This window comes from Cellulophaga sp. BC115SP, from assembly GCF_009905545.1.
GTDB classification, from domain to species: domain Bacteria; phylum Bacteroidota; class Bacteroidia; order Cytophagales; family Spirosomataceae; genus Flectobacillus; species Flectobacillus rivi.
Genome location: NZ_JAAALB010000002.1, coordinates 131496 through 151588 on the forward strand (window position 1 = coordinate 131496; position 20093 = coordinate 151588).

The window sequence follows — 20093 nt, forward strand, 5'->3', positions numbered from 1 at the left end:
TCTTAGTCCGTCAAAAAATCTAATAACTATATGAAAAACCTCCTTAAATCTCGAAACTACTATTTAAAAGAAATTCTTGCCTTTTTGTTTTTATTACTGGCAATCTATTTCTTCAGACAACAACAATCAGACATTGTGCAGTCTATTGCTGTATTAAAAAATGCTGACCCAAATTACTTCCTTATAGGCTTATTAGTAACTGGTTTCTACATTCTTCTCAACGGTTTAATGTATGTATATGCTTTTCGAGCAGTACATAGCACTATATCTATAAAAGATGGGGTAAAACTATTTCTTAAACGCAACCTTATCAGTGTGTTTTTGCCTGGAGGAGGTGTTACTTCTTTAGCTTTTTTCAACCAAGAAATTGAAAGAAAAGGAATTAGTAAAACTCGAATTAATTTTGCTTCCTATATCTATGCAGTTATAGGAATCGCCTCGCTTGCATTCGTGGCATTTCCCGTTTTGGTATATCTAGCAATAGTCCGTAGTTCCTCGGCTAGTTCGTGGATAGCCTTTGCGGGGATTGTTGGAATAGTGGTATTATTGGTATGGGCTACATGGTCTTTTCTTGAAAAAGGATGGGTTTTCAAACAGTTAATTAAGATCAACCCACAGTTTGAAATGTTGGCAGAAGAAATCAATGTGGGGAATTTTTCGGTAAAAGAAATACTCTTAGTTTTACTATTTTCGATAGGTGTAGAAATCACAGGAATGCTCCATCTTGGTATCGCCATGAAAGCCCTTGGCTTGTCTGCCAGCCTCGAAAGTTGTATTGCGGGCTACGTGATAGCTACCCTTTTTTATGTTATTTCACCATTTTTAAGAGGTTTGGGAGCCGTTGAAGTTTCCATGATTTTATTGATAACTTCTTATGGATTCAGTGAAACACAAGCTATTTCTATCACCATCCTTTACCGTGTGTTTGAGTTTTGGACACCTCTCATTGCAGGGATTGGTAGTTTTTTATTCAATCGAGGCAACATACTACTTCGGTTGCTTCCAGCCATACTTTTGGCGCTGTTAGGTTTAGTCAATATCATATCTGTTTTGACTCCTCCCCTAGTCGAGCGCCTCAAATTATTGGAAGATTTTATCCCCATTGCCACCGTGCATTTATCCAATCTGGCCGTACTCATGTCAGGTATATCCCTATTGGTATGTGCAGCATTTTTGATAAGGGGATTGCGAAATGCATGGTTTTTAGCACTAACCTTGAGCCTTATTTCTTTTGTCGGACATTTAACCAAAGCTATCGATTACGAAGAAGCTATCCTAGCGCTTTTTACAATGATTGTTTTAGTGATTACTCGCAAACAATATTATGTTAAAAGTGACCGAAAACTTCAAAACTTTGGCATTTTATTAGCAAGCTCAGTTTTAGCCATGGTATTGGTGTATGGGGTAATTGGCTTTTACTTTTTGGATAAAAAAGAATTTGGTATCGACTTTTCTTTGAGTAATTCTATTGAAAATAGTGTAAGAAGCTTTTTTCTACTCGAAACTACAGTTGCTCCTCTCACTCGTTTTGCCAAAGGTTTTATTCATTCTATCAATTTATTGGGCAGTTTGTCGTTGGGTTTGTTGATTTATGCTTTTGTCAAACCTTATATTTTTCGCTATTCTTCTGATGAGGAAGAACAGGCGAAAGCACTTGAGTTATTAGCTAAGTATGGTCACACAGCCGACGATCATTTCAAGGTGGATGCTGATAAAACGTTCTTTTTCGGTACTAAAATCGAAGGATTTATTGCTTACAAAATCGCCTCTGGTTTTGCAATTGCTTTGGGCGAGCCCGTATGCGAAAATTCAACTGAAAGCATACGAAAGTTGATTCATGAATTTGAAGTTTTTTGTAAAAGAAATAGCCTAAAAACGGCTTATTATAAAATAGATGAAAGCAAACTGCCTCTTTTTGAATCTTTTGGTAAAAAATCATTACCAATAGGTCAGGAAGCGATTGTAAACTTACAGGCTTTCACGTTGGAAGGAAAAGACAAAAAGTCGTTAAGAAATGCGTTGAATGCTTTGGAAAAAAAGGGTTTTAAAACGGTCATCCACCAAGCGCCCATCAAAGACGGGCTTTTACAAAAACTCAAACACGTTTCAGATGACTGGCTACGTTCTTTAGACCGAAAAGAAATGGTTTTTTCCCAAGGCATGTTTAATTGGGATGAATTGAAAAATCAAACTATCATTACGATTGAAAATAGTGATGAAAAAATTGTTTCATTCTTGAATATCATTCCCGATTACACTCCCAATGAAGGAACGTATGACTTGGTTAGAAAAACCGAAGATGCACCCTCTGGTTCGATGGATGCGCTGATTATTGCTCTTATCTCCCAGTTAAAGGAACAAGGGTTAAGCGCCCTTAATATGGGTGTAGCTCCTATGTCGGGCATTGACCAGCCCAAGGATTTTCCAGAATGGACAGTAAAATTTGCCTACGAAAAACTTCAGCAGTTTCGTCATTATCATGGATTGAGAGATTTTAAAGATAAGTTTAATCCAACTTGGGTCAATAAGTATTTGGTCTACGAAAACCATTATGATTTGATTAGTCTCCCTATGGCTTTAGGTAAAGTTATGAAAGCATAGGTTTTGGCTTTCGGCTATGAGTTATTATTACCTAGTTCGAGACTTTGTCTCGGACTAGTTTTTGCCACAGTTTAGAAACTGTATAAAAAATATTCCAAGACTAAATCTTGAACTAGTAATATCTCTTCCTAAATATCCCATTTTTAAATACCTCCTCCCCCATCTTTTTGTGGAAAATTAGCCAATGCCTGTAGCATTTTATCCTATCATCCCTCGACATTGAGTATAATTGATTTCATCCAACTTTTTATCGACAAGGTACAAGTAATTGTACTATACTTATGAATAAACCTAGTGTCAGATGAAGAAACTTCTTCTTTTATTTATTCCGCTATTTGTCCTTTCCTCTTGTCGTAACAACGTGCCAGAAGAGTTAAAGGAGGAAATCGCTCAATTACCTGATGAACTTGATTACAACATGGATGTAAAGCCTATCCTTTCGGATAAGTGCTTTGCCTGTCATGGCCCTGATAAAAAGAAACAAAAGGCAGGTTTACGCCTCGACCTCGCCGAAGCTGCCTACGGAGATTTACCCGAAAATCCGGGCAAAGTAGCCATCGACCCAGGCGACCTCGACGATAGCGAATTGGTGCGTCGTATCCTTACGTCGAACCCCAAAGAAATCATGCCCACGCCCGAATCTCACCTTTCTTTGAGCAACAAAGAAAAAGCCGTTTTAATCAAATGGATTAAAGATGGGGCTGAATACAAAGCACATTGGGCATTTGAAAAACCCGAAAAACCCCGTGTACCTTCGGTTGAAGGAAGTGATTGGGTGAAAAATGAAATCGACAATTTTGTTTTAGCCAAACTCGAAGCCAAGAAAATCAAACCACAACCAGAAGCCGATAAAGAAACCCTTATTCGTAGGGTTTATTTAGACTTGACGGGCTTGCCGCCGAGCCTCGCCGATATTGATGCCTTTTTAGCAGATAAATCGCCCAAGGCCTACGAAAAAGTAGTTGATAAATTGCTTGCTTCTCAGCATTACGGTGAAAAACTAGCAACCGACTGGATGGACGTTTCTCGTTTTGCCGACTCACATGGCTATACGGTTGATAGGGTGCGAGATATGAGTCCGTTTCGGGATTGGGTGATTAAGGCATTTAACCAAAATTTGCCTTATGACCAGTTTATCAAATATCAATTGGCAGGAGATTTGTTGCCCAATGCTACTTTAGACCAAAAAATTGCTACAGGATTTTTACGCAATCACCAGCAAAATATGGAAGGAGGGATTGTTGAAGAAGAGTTTCGAGTGGAATACGTCGTGGACAGAACCAATACGCTTGGAACGGCTTTTTTGGGCATGACCCTCGAATGTTCTAAATGCCACGACCATAAATATGACCCTCTTTCACAGAAAAACTACTACCAATTATTCAGCTTCTTCAATAACGTAAACGAAGCTGGACAAATTTCTTGGGATGATGCCTTGCCTGTACCAACCTTGCAATTACCTACCGCCAAACAACAGCAAATAATCAAATACATTCAAACAAAACTAAAGGCTGTAGAACAGAACCAAAGCTATCCAGCTAAAATCAATGCAGAGTTTAACCAATGGATTAGCAGCGGACAATACCGACAAGATTTAAAACAACCTGATACCATTGCCTTGCAAGGACATTATACTTTCGACGACGCATTAGTTAACCTACGCAACAAAAAACATCAGCCCAAAATGGCAAGAGATGTAGGGGGTACCGATAAAGATAAACCTACTTTTGTGGCAGGAAAATACGGTAAAGGACTTTGGATGGAAGGCGACCTTTGGTTTGATACGCAAGGCGTTGGGGCTTTTCATCGCTACGAGCCTTTTACGGTATCTATTTGGGTAAATATTCCGAAGGAGTTGAAAGAAGGAGTCATTCTACATCGGGGTGTTTCGGGGCTTTTGTATGGTTTTAGAGGCTATCATTTGCAGGTAAAAAACAACAAACTCGAATTTAATTTGGCTCGTACCGCCCCAGACAATGCCATTATAGTACATACCAAAAACGACGTTCCCAAAAACCAATGGATTCATTTGGCGATTAGTTATGATGGTTCATCTTTGGCAAAAGGAGCGAAAATTTATGTTAATGGGCAAGCTACTCCGCTCAATGTTATCAATGATAACCTGACAAGGGATATTGTGTTTTTTGAGCATACCTACAAAGTACAACCTACCTTGCAAGTGGGTGCTTGGGGTAGAGGTTTAGGGTTTAAAAATGGGAAAGTGGACGAACTGAAAATATACAATCGTCTGATAGCATCCCATGAAATCAGTATTTTAGCTGAAAAAACCACATGGAATCCCCTGCTTTCAAAGCCATTCAATACCTTGAATGAGGTAGAAAAAAATGCACTTAAAAGCTATTTTATAGCAGCAAAATCGCCTACAGCCAAACAATGGCTCAAAGAAATGACAGCGTATCGTAAAGCCCAAAATGATAGTGCTGAAAAAATTCGGGAATTTATGGTTATGAAAGAAATGCCTAAACCCCGACAAGCCTATATTTTGGAAAGAGGCTTGTACGATAGTCATGGCGAAAAAGTTTTTCCGAATACACCTGAGAGCATTTTACCATTTAAAGAAAAATTTGTTAAAAACCGCATTGGGTTAGCCGATTGGTTGGTTGATGAAGACCATCCACTTACGGCACGTGTAGCGGTAAATCGCTATTGGCAAATGCTTTTTGGCATTGGTATTGTTAAAACCACCGAAGACTTTGGCAACCAAGGAGAATTGCCCGTCAATAAAGATTTACTCGATTATTTGGCGGTTGATTTTAGAGAAAATCAATGGAATGTAAAAGCTCTTTTACGTAAAATTGTGCTTTCGGCAACGTATCGACAAAGCTCAAAAGCCAGTAAGGAACTCCTCACCACCGACCCCGACAATCGACTGATGGCACGTGGCCCAGCCAACCGCCTTACCGCCGAAATGATAAGAGATAATGCACTGGTAGCAAGTGGTTTATTTAAAAATGAAATAGGAGGAAAAAGTATCAAACCCTATCAGCCCGAAGGACTTTGGGCTATCAATGGAGATACGTATTTACCCGACTCGACAAACGATATTTACAAAAGAAGTTTGTATATGCTTATCAAGCGTTCTGTACCACATCCTACTTTAGCGACATTCGATGCCACTGCGAGGGCTTCTTGTACCGTAAGACGACAAAAAACGAGCACACCATTGCAGGCATTAACCCTAATGAACGACCCTACTTTTATTGAAGCGTGTAAAGTGATGGGACAAAACATGGTAAAAGAAGGCAATACGCCTGCGGCATTAGTACATGTTTTTAGAAAAATTACGGGTCGTAAACCAATTCCAGCAGAATTAACCTTGCTTTTACAACAGCAAAAAGCTTTGTATCAAAAGTTTAAAGCAAACCCGAAAAAGAAAGACAGTTGGCTCAATACAGGACTTTATCGAATAGACCGTAGCTTAGACCAAGATTGGATTGCGGCTAATACCATTGTAGCCAATACCATTCTAAACTCTGACGCATCTATTACTAAAAGGTAATTCGATTGCGGATTTGGGATTGAGGATTTCGGAATAAAATTTATTCATCAATGAAATAAAATCATATATCCGAAATCAAAAATCCTCAATCCGATATACCAAAAATCACTCATTCACCAATTCACAATTAAACAGATGGCACATCAGCATGATGAGGAATTTCGCCTACAGGGAGGCGAGTTTGATGAACTCAATCGGAAGTACGATAGACGACGTTTTTTAACCAAAACATCGTTAGGACTTGGTGCTTTGGCACTTGGTGGACTATGGGCTGGCTCTAGTATGTTGGCAAATTCTACCAAAAAATCAGGCACACAGAGCATCGAAGAAGATGTACTGGCAGCCTTACCTCATTTTGCTCCAAAGGCCAAACGTGTTGTATATTTGTTTATGAGTGGTGGCCCTTCTCAGTTTGAAACATTTGATTACAAACCCAAATTATACAATATGCTTGGGCAAGACCTGCCCGATTCGGTGCGAGGTAGCCAACGCTTGACGGGCATGAGTGCCAGCCAAAGCCGCTTTCCTATTGCTCCTTCTTTGTACAAATTCAATGCACATGGGCAAAGCAACACCATGATTTCGGAATTGTTGCCTCATACAGCCAAAGTTGTAGATGAACTGTGTATCATCAAATCAATGTACACCGAGCATATCAACCACGACCCAGCGATTACGTTTTTTCAAACAGGACACCAATTGCCAGGCCGTCCTTCTATTGGCTCTTGGGTGAGCTACGGACTAGGTTCTGATAACCAAAATTTACCTTCATTCATTGTATTGGTTACGAAAAATGGCGGTGGACAACCCTTGTACTCTCGTCTTTGGGGGAATGGTTTTTTGCCAACTAAGCACCAAGGCGTACAATTTAGAAATGGCAAAGACCCCGTTTTGTACCTCAACAATCCCGAAAATTACGACGGTGCCGACCGTCGTGAGATGCTTAATTACCTCAACAAACTCAATAGTCTTCAAGCTGATTATTATGGCGACCCAGAAGTAAATGCCAAATTGGCTCAATATGAAATGGCGTTCCGTATGCAAACGTCTATTCCCGAAGTAATGGACATGAGCGACGAACCAGACGAAGTATTTGAATTGTATGGAAAAGATTCACGAGAAGCAGGTACGTTTGCAGCTAACTGCCTCATGGCGAGAAAATTGCTAGAAAAAGATGTCAAGTTTGTACAACTCTATCACCAAGATTGGGACCATCATGCTGCTTTGCCTAATGGGATTCAAACCCAATGCCAAAAGGTTGACCAAGGCTGTGCCGCCCTCATTACCGACCTCAAACGCAGGGGCTTATTAGAAGATACGCTAGTGATTTGGGGAGGAGAATTTGGAAGGACGGTTTACTCGCAAGGAAAACTTTCGCCTGAAAATTATGGCCGTGACCATCACCCCAGAGCCTTTAGTATGTGGATGGCCGGAGCAGGCGTAAAAGCTGGAATCAGCTACGGAGAAACCGATGATTTTAGTTATAATATCGTCAAAGACCCTGTGCATGTACACGATTTTCAGGCTACTTTGATGCACTTGTTAGGGATAGACCACGAAAGATTTACCTTCAAAACACAAGGACGTAGGTATAGATTAACCGACCTGAGTGGCAAAGTAGTAAAAGATATTTTAGCCTAAAACTAAGCTTAACCTTTTTATAGACTATGAATTACAATAGAAGAAATTTTCTCAAAAATACAGGTTTAACAACTGCCATAGGTGTATTAGCTACAGCGAAACAGCCTGCTTTAGCTCATACCAAACCCGACGATTTGACTATTGGGCACAACAATTTTAGATATAAAGTTGACAAAGGATGGGCCAAACTTACGGTCAATCGTACACCCTTGTTCAATTGTCATGAAATGGTACAAGACCAAAAAGGTCGCTTGATTATGGTTGGCGACCACGTGGCAAATAATATTTTGATTTTTGACAAATCTGGCAAATTGTTGGATAGTTGGACTTTAGCATTTCCAGGGGCACATGGGTTGAGTTTGAGTAAAGAAGGTTCAGAAGATTTTTTGATTATTACAGACTGTGGTTGGTACCAAGACCGTAGCGGTCAATGGAATCGCCAAGCAGGGCAAGTTATCAAAACCGATACCAACGGAAGGCTGATGTTTGCCATTGGGCATCCTCGCACTATTGGCATATACAAAAACGACGAGCCTTTTATGCCTACCGAAACCGCCGTAGCTCCCAATGGCGATATTTATGTAGCCGATGGCTATGGCAGCGATTATATTATTCAATACGATAGCAAAGGAAAATATATTCGTCATTTTGGAGGCAAACACAACGCCAATCCCGAACATAATTTAGTCAATGCACATGGCGTTTCAATCGACCTCCGTGACCCTAAAAATCCGAAAGTGGTTTGTTCTTCGAGAGAAGAAAATTGCTTTAAATTCTTTACACTTGAGGGCAAATATTTGTATAAAGTAGATTTGCCAGGAATGTATGTTTGCCGTGCGGTATTTCATCAAGAAAACCTTTATGCAGGCGTTTGCTGGAGTAAAGATAAAGAGGGAAAACAAAATTGGGGCGATTCTGGCTTTGTCACGATATTAGACAAAAACAATAAAGTGGTGAGTAATCCTGGCGGAAATGCTCCTGTGTATCAAAATGGTGTGCTACTGCCAACGCTTGCAACAAGCAACCCTATTTTCAACCACGGGCATGACGTTTGCATCGACGAAGACGAAAACCTCTACGTTTGTCAATGGAACGCCAATCATACCGCACCAATCAAATTAACCCGAACGGTCTAATACAAATGATTTTGATAGATATTTTTTCTTACCTCGGACGAATGCACCCATTGGTGGTGCATTTGCCGATTGGTTTTTTAGTACTTGCAACGCTCTTCGATGTGTTGTCGTACAAACCAAAATATGTTTTCCTCAAACCTGCTGTATCTTTAATTCTTTTGTTGGGTGGGCTATCGGCTGTTGTGGCTTGCACGATGGGATGGTTTTTGTCACAAACTGGTGATTATGACTATCTAACATTACGAAATCACAAATATACAGGTATTAGTGTGGCGGTAGTTTCCTTTATCTTTTATGGGTTAAAAAGCCTATTTGCTCAACGCATTTTTAAACTTTCAGATAAAACTTTTTCGGGCTTATTATTGGCACAAATGTGCCTATTGAGCTATGCTGGTCATCAAGGCGGAAACCTTACGCATGGGGCTGATTATTTGAGTTTAGAACAATTGACCGCTACGCAAAAGGTAAAACCTAATAGTTTAAAAGAAGCTAAAGTATTTGAAGATTTGATTTTACCTGTACTAGAAAATAAATGCCAGCAATGCCATCAACATGGCAAAAAGAAAGGCGATTTATTGCTCATAAGTTATCAAGATTTATTGAAAGGGGGCAAAAATGGTCCTTCTATCGTGCTAGGTTCTTCGGCGAAAAGTGAGCTATTCAGACGAGTAACCTTGCCTTCTGACCATAAGGAATTTATGCCTACCGATGGCAAACCGGCCTTAACGTCCGACGAAATTGCTTTGTTGAAATGGTGGCTCGACGAAGGCAAAGGAGCAGAAAACGTGAGCTTTATGGCAGTACCTAATCATGAGAAAATGACCGCAACGGCATCTGGGATATTGGGTATTGCAGGAGCTATTTTACCACAAGAAAATACCCAAATACAAACCTTTGTCAATCCTGATATTCCAAAGAAGGTAGATGAAAAAGCTGTTCAAAACGCCATTAATGGAGGTTTTAATATCCGCTTCATGAATCATACCCCAGTGATGTTGGATGTAAGTTTTATCAATAAAAAAGAAACGCCCAACTTGGCATTACTCGCTCCTATTGCCAAAAATATTGTTTGGTTAAACCTTAACAAACTTCATCTGAGTAACGCCATTGGTTCGAGCATTGCGTCTATGTCAAACCTTGAAAAGCTTCGTTTAGAAAAAAACAATATTAGCGATGGTATTGCCGCAGATTTGACTGGACTACAACACTTAAATTCCCTCAATCTCAACGAAACACAGGTAAGTAATCTGACAGTCAATGAATTGAAAAAGTTAAAATCTTTACAACATATCTATGTTTGGAGAACCAAAGTTTTAGAGACTCAGCGTAATGATACTAACACTCATGCCTTAAAAATTATCAGTAAATAAAGTCCGACATTATATAGATACTCCGATGGTTTAGCGCTATCGGGGTATTTTTTTTGCTCATTCCAACCTTTTATCTGTACTATTACTCTTTTATATGGAAATAGCTTGAAAACTTTCGTAAAGTCCAAATTAACAACACAACATTTATCAACTTAAATAAACCTCCTTTATCTAAAATTCAATTCAAAATTCATTCTAAAACTATGAGAACATTATTTGTAGCCATTTTGATGGCATTAGCGGTAGTAAGTTGCAAACAAGATAGTCAGTCTATCGGCGTTCAGGAAAATTTAGTAGGCAAATGGGTACCGACTTACGAACTATTTGACGAGTCTACCCAAAAGTGGAATTCTATCCAAACGCTGGTCGCATTACCAACCTACGAATTTACAGCAGATGGAAAAGTACTTCAAAACGACAAACCAGCTGGCGATCAAGACTGTTGTGGATTTATTGGCAATAAGTATTCGTACAAATCAGGTAAAATAACCTTTTCAGACTTTAAGATATGTCCAAACGTAAGCTGCTATGCTTTACATTGTGATGGCTGGACAGTCAGAAAACTAGAAGGTGATATCATGGAAGTGGCTCAATGCCCAGGTGGAATCATGAGGTATAAAAAAGTTAAGTAATTTTTTATCCAAAAGTAGACTCATGAAAAATTCTCTTTATTTTATCGTTTTACTGGCATTGTTAGTCATTTCATGCAACAAAGAAACGAATATTGAACCTAAAGAACTTGTTGGAAAATGGGAGCCTACCTATCAGGTTTTTAATGAAAGTACTCAGCAGTGGGAGACCTTGAAAGTTTACATGCTTTTGCCTAAAATTGAATTTACTTCTAATGGTAGTTTTTTGATAAATAATCGACCAGCAGCAGAAGGTGATTGTTGTGGAAGCCTAGGAAATAAATATGGTGTTTCTGGAAAAACGATTATATTTTCAGAATTTAATACTCCTTGCCCCGATGCATTGTGTCTTAGCTCTAATTGTAAAGATTGGATAATCAAGAGATTAGCTTCCGACACCCTAGAACTTAAGCAATGCCCTAATGTTACGTATCGTTATATAAGAGGTAAATAAAAATAAGGCTTTACTTGCGCACAAGTAAAGCCTTATTTTTGTAAGTTTGAATATAAATTGCTATCACTGACTCACTTAATATGATTACCACGCTTGTTTCTTATTTCTTGCCAGCAATCTTGCTATTTTGGCTTACAACATTTAATCCAAAAAATGTTGAGTTTTCGTTTACAAAATTTCAGAAAGTAGTCAAAAAATCACATAAACTCCCACGCACTTAGATATGACCCTGCATTTTCTGCATATTCGATAAACTTAGCATAAAAATCAAATTGTGCTAAGGTGGCACTATCGCCAATTACCACAAGTTTTTTCTTGGCTCTAGTCATAGCGACATTCATTCTACGAATGTCCGCAAGGAATCCTATTTCTCCTTCTGCATTATTTCGCACCATACTGATATACACAATATCTCGCTCCTGCCCTTGAAAACTATCTATAGTATTGACTGAGATTTTCTTCAAAAACTGTTCTTCAATCCCCGAATGTTGTACCAATTGTTGTAACTCTAATACTTGTTGCTTGTACGGTGAAATCACCGCAATACTTGGTGCAGCGCTATCTGGTTTTTCAGTTTTATAGCTGTCTATTAATTGAGTAAGATGCTTTACCAACAATTGTGCCTCCTCTGGATTTATGGTTGAGGTTCCAATTAGTTTTTCCTCAAAACCACAACCCGCAGTATCTACAAAGTTCAAGGCAATTTCTCCATCAAACAAGGTTCTTTGTGCGACCGACTCATGCGCTTTCAATAAATTTTGGTAAAATACTTGCGACGAATACCCCATAATCAACTCATTCATACGGTATTGCTCTTGTAACAACACCACAGATTCGGGATGTATCTCGGCAGATTTTTCTAATAATGTTTTACTCAATCCTTTTTGCGAAGCCTCATTTGATTTGATGGTTGGCGCCAGTTGACAGTAGTCGCCCGCCAATATCACTCGCTGTGCCTTCAAAATGGCAATCCAACAAGCAGGCTCCAGCGCCTGTCCAGCCTCGTCGATGACCACGGTTTTGTACTGCAATTTTCTGACTGTATAATGATTTGCGCCCACCATCGTTGCGGTGACAATTTGCGTTTTGGTCAAGATATCATCAATCATATATTGCTCCGTACGCTCAACTTCCTTCATGATTTTGTGCGCTTCCTCAAATAGCAATTTACGTTGGTCACGCTCGGCTTTGCCAAAATTACGCTTGTATTTATGCGCCATATTTTTGAACTCCTGCGCTTGTTTCTTAAAGCGCTTGATTTCTTTGATGGCAGGATGATCAGTCATTTTAGCATCCAAAGTCAATGCCATCAAAGAATCCGAAACTCTTGCAGGATTGCCCACTCGCAACACATTGAGCCCTGCCAGTGACAACTTTTCACTCAATAAATCTACTGCTGCATTACTTGGTGCAACCACCAAAATAGGTGCTTGGTCTTTTTGAGCTAATTGTTGAATGGCTTCTACCAAGGTAGTGGTTTTCCCAGTACCAGGAGGTCCATGAACAATTGCCAAGTCTTGCGCTTGAAGGATTTTTGCTAAAGCCTTATTCTGGAACTCGTTTAATTTTATGCTCGGTTTAGCCTGAATATATTCATCAAATGTTGGTTTGGCTTGCCCTGTCAACACCTTTATCAAGTTTGCTTTGGGCGAATTACTATCATTGAGATGTACTTGTGCTACTTTCAAGGCCGCAAACATTTCATCGTAGCTATTTTCATCAAAAAGGACATCTATCCCCAACTTCCCATCGCGACTCCAATCGGGCAGCTCATCGGTTTTAAGCGTTAACTTCAATCTATTACCACCTTGATAGGACACCAACCCTTCTATCCTATCATCCGAAGGATTATGATTACTAAACAAAGTTGCAGGAACACCAAAACGAAACAAATGTGCCAAATCATGATGCGTTGTACGCTCCAACTCAACACTGATATAATCACCCTTGGTCAGTTCTGTGCCACGAATCGCCACAGGATACCACGTAAGTCCATTAGCTCGGCGCTCGCTTACGCTAGTGCTTTCGGTCAGTTGTTTGTACTGTGTGCGGTCTTCTTCCCGCTCTATTTGTAATAAGGATGTTAAATTTTCAAAATATGACATTAGTATAAGTTATGAATGATGAGCACAGAGTTAGTACTGTACGAAGGATTATAAAAACTGTTTATTTCGGATATCGGATGTTGGATTTCGGAAGTATAATCTTCTATATTTTGCAAAAAACAAAGGTATTTTACTTTATTTCCGAAATCAGAAATCCCAAATCTGCAATAGTTTGAAATCATTCGTACAGCCCTAGCACAGAGTATTAAGATTCCATAATTGATTCCTCAAGAATTGATTTTCGAGAAAACACTTACTCCTCGTGACAACATCATTGAATGATGAAAAGCTTAAATTTTCCTAAAATTTCTTAAATGAAACCTTAAGGTTGAACTAAAACTATGAAAAGGCTATTTTACTATCATGTCAAATCGGTACATGCTAAGATATAAACTCGAGAAATAGCACAATTCCACAAAAGTCTGACATAATGGCAGGATTGACAAGAAAAATCAGTAAATTTGTAGATTAAAACGAATGAGGCGGTCAATTAGGAACAAAAGTATTCTGATTGCGCCCAACACCCTATTCGATTCATATTATTCTTAATCAAAAGATGAGAAGCTTAGAAATACTCAAAGACGAAGACAAAGAAGCGTTAGAAGTAGCCCGCATTTCGGTGGATGAAACTGGCAAGGAAAGTAAAAAGAAATTGTACATCGAGAGTTACGGCTGTCAGATGAACTTTTCGGATAGTGAAATCGTAACTTCGATTTTGCAAGAACAAGGCTATGCCACTACAAGCCAATACGAAGAGGCTGATGTAATCTTGTTGAACACTTGTGCCATTCGTGAAAATGCGGAGCAAAAAGTGAGAAATCGTCTGAAAAACTTTACACCACTCAAAAAGAAAAAACCTCAGGTGGTAGTTGGTGTATTAGGTTGTATGGCGGAACGTTTGAAAACGAAATTTTTGGAAGAAGAAAAAATCGTTGACGTAGTCGCTGGTCCAGATTCTTATCGCGATTTACCTAACCTTTTCAGTGAGGTTGACGAAGGTCAAAAAGCCATCAATGTATTCCTTTCTCGTGACGAAACTTACGCTGACATTACACCTGTACGCCTAAACTCGAATGGCGTAACGGCATTTGTAAGTATCATGCGTGGTTGCGACAATATGTGCTCATTCTGCGTAGTACCTTTCACAAGAGGTCGTGAGCGCTCACGTGATGTACATTCTATCTTAAAAGAATGTCAAGAATTACATGACAACAACTTCAAGGAGGTTACGCTTTTAGGACAAAACGTAGACTCATACAAATGGTCGTCTGAAGATGGTGCTGAAACAGTCAACTTTGCTCAATTGCTTGAAAGAGTAGCTTTGATTAGTCCAGAACTACGTGTTCGTTTCTCTACGTCGCACCCTAAAGATATTACAGATGAAGTATTGCATACCATGAAAAAGTATGAGAATATCTGTAACTATATTCACTTGCCAGCGCAATCAGGTAACTCAAGAGTCTTAAAAATCATGAACCGTACTTACGACCGTGAATGGTATTTGAATCGTATCGATGCGATTCGTGCTATTTTGGGCGAAGAATGCGGTATTTCGCATGATCTTATTGCAGGTTTCTGTACCGAAACAGAAGATGAGCATAAAGATACCTTGAGCCTTATGGAATATGTCAAATATGACTACGGTTATATGTTCGCTTATTCGGAAAGACCAGGCACGCCTGCTGCCAAAAAATTGGAAGATGATATTCCTGAAGACGTGAAAAAACGCCGTTTAAATGAAATCATTGCCCTTCAACAACAACACTCATTGGCAAGAAACCAAATGTCAATCGGTAAGGTTCAGAAAGTATTGGTAGAAGGTTTCTCAAAACGTTCGGACGATTTCTTACAAGGACGCAATGACCAAAATAAGGTGGTGGTGTTCCCTAAATTAAACTTCCAAAAAGGTGACTACGTAAACGTTCTTATCAAAGAATGTACCGCAGCAACCCTCATTGGAGAAGCGGTGGTTTAGAGTTTAGTTAGTGATTGAGGGAATGGTGATTTAGTGAATATTGTATTAAATATTTTCCGGGATGTGTTTAATATTTCATTCAGCATATTAACAATAATCGTTAACTAATCACTCAATCACCACTCACTCAATCTCTCAATGATAACTCAATCAACCTATCCAAATCTTATAAATATATGACTAATTCCGAATTACAATCCATCAAAGCCCGATTTGGTATAATTGGCAATTCTCCCGCCTTGAACCATGCCATCGAAGTAGCTGCACAGGTTGCTCCTACCGACATGACCGTGCTGATTACAGGCGAGAGTGGTTCGGGAAAGGAATCATTCTCTAAAATTATACATAATGTTTCGGCACGAAAACACGGTCAGTTTATTGCGGTAAACTGCGGTGCGATACCCGAAGGAACGATTGATTCAGAATTATTTGGTCATGAAAAAGGTGCTTTTACTGGTGCAGTAGATGCTCGTAAAGGTTACTTTGAAGTGACTGATGGCGGTACCATTTTCTTGGACGAAATTGCCGAAATGCCTCTTGGTACTCAAGCTCGCTTGTTACGTGTACTCGAAAATGGAGAATTTATTAAAGTGGGTTCATCCAAAGTACAGCGTACCAATGTCAGAGTTGTAGCGGCCACAAACATCAATTTGATGCAGGCTGTAGAGCGTGGCAAATTCCGTGAGGACTTGTACTACCGTCTCAATACCGTTCCAATTTTTGTGCCTCCATTGCGTGACAGAGGTTTAGATATTGAATTACTATTCAGAAAATTCACTACAGATTTTGCTGAAAAGTATCGTATAAAACCAATTCAATTGACACAGGATGCTCAGAATATTTTGTTGTCACAAAGATTTCCTGGCAATATCCGCCAGTTGAAAAATTTGGCTGATCAAATCTCCATTTTGGAAGTTGATGAGCGTATCGTTGATGCCAATAAATTGACTCATTATTTACAACTGAATAGCGGTCAACAAATAGGTAATAGCGGACTTGTTCGAAAGGATTTTGAAGCACAGAACAAAGAAAATTTTAATGAGCGAGAATTACTCTATAAGATTCTCTTTGATATGCGTCGTGATGTGACCGAACTCAAAAAGATGTTTTTGGAGGTGCTCAAAAATAATGGTGAAATGACTGGCGACATTCTCAAAGGACATGAAACCCTTTTCCAAGGTTTGGAAGGCGAAACGATTCCTAGCAATTATGGGCATAGTTATCAAGCGCCAGAAATGAATCCAAGCCGTATTTTGCCACCAAGTACGCCCAATTACGAGCAACCCAATTATCAAAATGTTAATGTTTCGCCAAGCGATAATGAATTAAAAATTATTTCGCTCGACGATAACAATACAGCCAACGATATTTACGATATTACTCATGTGGCAGAGGAAGTATCTTTATCTTTAGAAAAACAAGAGAAAGATATGATTATCAGAGCCTTACGGAAAAATAAAAACAAACGTAAATACGCCGCTCAGGATTTGGGTATTTCTGAAAGAACGCTTTATCGCAAAATCAAGCAATATGACATCGAAGAAGAATAATCTCTGGAAAATTTCTGGTATATTACTTTTTGTAGGAATCACAAGCTTACTTCAAGCTTGCTATACTTTTCGTGGGGCTAGTTTAGACCCTAATTTGAAAACCATCCAAATTCAAAACTTTACGGCACAAGCAGCGGGTGGACCAACCAACTTAACCTTGACTTTCAATGAAAAAATGAAAGAATACTTTCAAAGAAATACTTCATTGAAAATTGCGAATATCAATCCAGATTTGATGTTTGAAGGAAGTATTACAGGGTATGATGTTGAGGCCAAAGCTACCAGTTCATCCGATAAAGGGGGACTAAACCGCCTCACTATCAGGGTTCAAGTGAAGTTTACCAATGCAAAAGACGAGAATAAAAACTTTGACCAAGAGTTTTCCTTCTATCAGGATTTTCCTCAAAATCAAACCGTTGCAGCGGTAGAAAAGGAATTAATCCCAAAGATATTTGACCAAATTGTTTTAGATATTTTCAACAAAACCGCTGGTGAGTGGTAAGAGCTTTTTGAGTGATGAGTTGTGAATTAGGGTTGAGCTAAATAAAACTGTTTATTTCGGATATCAGATATTGGATTTCGGAAGTGTAAGCTTCTCTTATATCACAATAAATAAAGGGATTTTACTTTATTTCCGAAATCAAAAATCCCAAATCTGAAATTGTTTGAAGTACTTCGCACAACCCTAATTCACACTCACCATTCAAAACTCCTAACTCACAACTCAAAAAACTCATCACTCTTTTTACCTATAACTTCTCGATGACTAAAGAAGCTTTTTCATATTTAGTGACCAATCCCAATGAAGTTTCCAAAAAGGATGTTGAATCTTTGGAAGCTATTTTGGAGGAATATCCTTTTTTTCAGTTAGCACATACCTTAGTGGCAAAAGGCTATCATGCAAATTATGCTGAAGAGTTGGCTAACGAAAAAATTCGTAAGGCAGCCATTTATGCTCTCAATCGTAATGCTTTAAGAAAGATTATCAATGGAAGTTTTGTGAACGAAAATCTTGTTCCTCAAAATTCTCCTAGCACAGTAGAATACATCAATAAAGTTGATAAAATCATAGAACAAGCAACGGCAGAAGAACAACCGCAAAACTTTGCTAATCATGATTTAATGGCTTTTTCTGCCTCTTATGAAGATGCCTTGTTGGACGATATTTTGAATAAGCAACAAAAACAGCTAGACATCATCAATTCGTTTATTGAAAAAGACCCAGGCTTGATTCGTACTTCTAAAAGTCAGATAGAATCGCCTGTGAACCATATAGATTTATCTGCCAAAAGTACAAAAGCTGAAAAAGACGTTGTCACAGAAAGCTATGCCAAAATTTTGACCATGCAAGGACGTAAAGAAAAAGCGATAGAGGTGTATGAAAAATTAATTTTGAAATTCCCAGAAAAAAAAGCGTACTTTGCGGATAAAATTAAGGCCTTACAGTAGGAAGAGTTTATTTACTTGACTAAATTTAGCATTTCAAGCATTCAATAAGTTCTTCTCAAAGCAATGAGCTTGCGATTTGAGCTTATCGTCTAAAATGTCTTAATTTGGCCTAATGCCTACTGCTATTGCTTACAGCGTTAGTAATTCATTTCCAAATACAAAATATTCACATTTAAAGTAAAAGTAAAAAATGTTCGGAGCAGTTATTGTAATTATTTGTATCGTAGCGGTATTGTTAGTGTTCGTAGTACTTGTGCAAAACCCTAAAGGAGGTGGCTTATCGGGTGAATTCGGTTCGGCTGGCGCAAGCCAAATGTTCGGTGTACAACGCACTGGCGACCTACTTGAACAAATTACTTGGGGTGGAGCGATTCTAATTGCTTTGTTAACATTGGGTTCTAAGTTTTTGACTCCAACAGCTTCTGAAGGAATCAACTCAGTGAACGTTGAAAAAGCAGCTACTAAAACTATTCCAGCGGCTGTGCCTGCACCAGCTCCTGCTGCTCCAGCTTCAGGAACTCCAGCACCAGCGCCTGCACCAGCGAAATAATTTTCGTAGGTTCGGATACAACAAAAAAGTCGAGCAAGAAATCTTGTTCGACTTTTTTTGTTAATATAAAACAATTAAAGCATTTTCGTTAGGGGTGAATAAATTCACTCACTAAGTAGAATTATTGACTTCAACAAAATACATCTTAAGCCCAACACAAGCCTCTTTTCCCTCTTAGAATATAGCTTGCGCAAAACTCCCAACTCCGCACTCAAAACTCCCTCTACGCCGCCGATACCATTTCGACCACCTTGCGTTGTGCTATTGGCAAAAAAGTTTCTTCTAGTGGTAAAATACTGGAAGACTCCACCAAAAATGTGGCAGGGTTTGGCAAGTGTCTATATTTTTTGACTAAATCAATCTTCATGTTTTCGAAAGTATTCGCCATCGAACGACGAATGGTATCCACATAGAAGGTTTTCAGTCCTCTACATTTTTCGTGGTTATTTTCGAAAATGGTCAGATTGAATTGGTAAATCCGAGTCTCCTGAATACAAGGCTCGTACAGAAACAAATAACCTTCATTTTTGTACAAAGGCAAAACGCCAATGGGTGCAATTGAAATACCTTTTTCTACCTTTGATAAAAGCTCCTTTCCCTCTTCAATCGAATACTTAAATTTTGGCAAAGCATATTCCATAATACTTTGCATTTCGGATATAACTTCGTTTTCAGGCTGTTTTACTTCTTCATAATTGACTTGCAATGCATCCGAATCCAGTCCTTTGATTCTTTTAGGAAAATTTTTCGCCATTTGTTGTAGACCATCCTTAAAGTACATCGAGTACTCATAATGACGTTGCAAATCAGACAAGTCAGGGTAAAGCTTCTTTTCTTTGAAGTTAGTTTTGACAGATTGTAGATAGGCGAGTAACAAATATTTTTTGTACTCGAAGTCAATTAAACCTGCGGTGAGCCAATCTTTTTCTAAATTTCTCATCTTGGGCCTCCTTTCTTGAAATTAAGTGGTGATTGTGTGAATTAGTGAATCAAGTTAAAGGTGACTCTTGCGGTAGAGTCTGGACTGTAACTATTGCGGATTTGGGATTTCTGATTTCGGGAATGAGGAAAAAATAGCTTAAAAAATAGAGTATATTTCCGAAATCCAACATC

The 20093-nt window shown here is 38.8% G+C and carries 14 protein-coding genes; 12 read left to right on the forward strand and 2 right to left on the reverse strand.

What is annotated here, in order from left to right; translation table 11 throughout:
• Nucleotides 1–30 precede the first annotated feature (30 nt).
• The 7 genes from GVN22_RS02065 (at nt 31) to GVN22_RS02095 (ending at nt 11351) form a co-directional block, all read left to right on the forward strand.
• Nucleotides 31–2601, forward strand: coding sequence for a phosphatidylglycerol lysyltransferase domain-containing protein (locus tag GVN22_RS02065; RefSeq protein ID WP_166549416.1), 2571 nt, complete (start codon nt 31–33; stop codon nt 2599–2601).
• Nucleotides 2602–2902: 301 nt separating this feature from the next.
• Nucleotides 2903–6121, forward strand: coding sequence for a DUF1553 domain-containing protein (locus GVN22_RS02070; protein ID WP_166549417.1), 3219 nt, complete (start codon nt 2903–2905; stop codon nt 6119–6121).
• Between the two features lie 282 nt (nt 6122–6403).
• On the forward strand, nt 6404–7762 hold the full coding sequence (locus tag GVN22_RS02075; RefSeq protein ID WP_370520392.1) for a DUF1501 domain-containing protein: 1359 nt from the start codon (nt 6404–6406) through the stop codon (nt 7760–7762).
• A gap of 26 nt (nt 7763–7788) precedes the next feature.
• A complete protein-coding gene (locus GVN22_RS02080) occupies nt 7789–8898 on the forward strand; it encodes a 6-bladed beta-propeller (RefSeq protein WP_166549419.1) in 1110 nt (369 codons plus the stop codon).
• A complete protein-coding gene (locus GVN22_RS02085) occupies nt 8850–10268 on the forward strand; it encodes a DUF2231 domain-containing protein (protein WP_166549420.1) in 1419 nt (472 codons plus the stop codon). The genes GVN22_RS02080 and GVN22_RS02085 overlap by 49 nt, the downstream gene beginning before the upstream one ends.
• 203 nt (nt 10269–10471) lie before the next feature.
• Nucleotides 10472–10900 (forward strand): hypothetical protein, encoded by a 429-nt coding sequence (locus GVN22_RS02090; RefSeq protein ID WP_166549421.1) that lies wholly within the window; start codon nt 10472–10474, stop codon nt 10898–10900.
• A gap of 22 nt (nt 10901–10922) precedes the next feature.
• Nucleotides 10923–11351, forward strand: coding sequence for a hypothetical protein (locus GVN22_RS02095; RefSeq protein ID WP_166549422.1), 429 nt, complete (start codon nt 10923–10925; stop codon nt 11349–11351).
• Nucleotides 11352–11548: 197 nt separating this feature from the next.
• On the opposite strand, the gene GVN22_RS02100 is transcribed toward GVN22_RS02095, so the two are convergent.
• Nucleotides 11549–13456: an AAA domain-containing protein gene (locus GVN22_RS02100; RefSeq protein WP_166549423.1), complete on the reverse strand. Its 1908-nt coding sequence runs from the start codon at nt 13454–13456 to the stop codon at nt 11549–11551.
• Between the two features lie 556 nt (nt 13457–14012).
• On the opposite strand from GVN22_RS02100, the gene miaB reads away from it, so the two are divergent.
• The 5 genes from miaB to secG all read left to right on the forward strand — a co-directional run bounded on the left by miaB (nt 14013) and on the right by secG (nt 18980).
• Nucleotides 14013–15431: a tRNA (N6-isopentenyl adenosine(37)-C2)-methylthiotransferase MiaB gene (gene miaB, locus GVN22_RS02105; protein ID WP_166549424.1), complete on the forward strand. Its 1419-nt coding sequence runs from the start codon at nt 14013–14015 to the stop codon at nt 15429–15431.
• Between the two features lie 176 nt (nt 15432–15607).
• Nucleotides 15608–16981, forward strand: a complete 1374-nt coding sequence (locus GVN22_RS02110; protein WP_166549425.1) for a sigma 54-interacting transcriptional regulator — start codon at nt 15608–15610, stop codon at nt 16979–16981.
• Nucleotides 16962–17483: an LptE family protein gene (locus GVN22_RS02115; protein ID WP_166549426.1), complete on the forward strand. Its 522-nt coding sequence runs from the start codon at nt 16962–16964 to the stop codon at nt 17481–17483. Before GVN22_RS02110 ends, GVN22_RS02115 begins: the two co-directional genes overlap by 20 nt.
• A gap of 260 nt (nt 17484–17743) precedes the next feature.
• On the forward strand, nt 17744–18430 hold the full coding sequence (locus tag GVN22_RS02120; RefSeq protein ID WP_166549427.1) for a hypothetical protein: 687 nt from the start codon (nt 17744–17746) through the stop codon (nt 18428–18430).
• A gap of 190 nt (nt 18431–18620) precedes the next feature.
• Nucleotides 18621–18980 carry a preprotein translocase subunit SecG gene (secG, locus tag GVN22_RS02125; protein WP_095164023.1) on the forward strand — a complete coding sequence of 120 codons (360 nt, stop codon included), beginning with the start codon at nt 18621–18623 and terminating at the stop codon, nt 18978–18980.
• Between the two features lie 223 nt (nt 18981–19203).
• Here the strand turns inward: secG and GVN22_RS02130 are convergent, their stop codons facing one another.
• On the reverse strand, nt 19204–19920 hold the full coding sequence (locus GVN22_RS02130; RefSeq protein WP_166549428.1) for a hypothetical protein: 717 nt from the start codon (nt 19918–19920) through the stop codon (nt 19204–19206).
• Between the last annotated feature and the right edge of the window lie 173 nt (nt 19921–20093).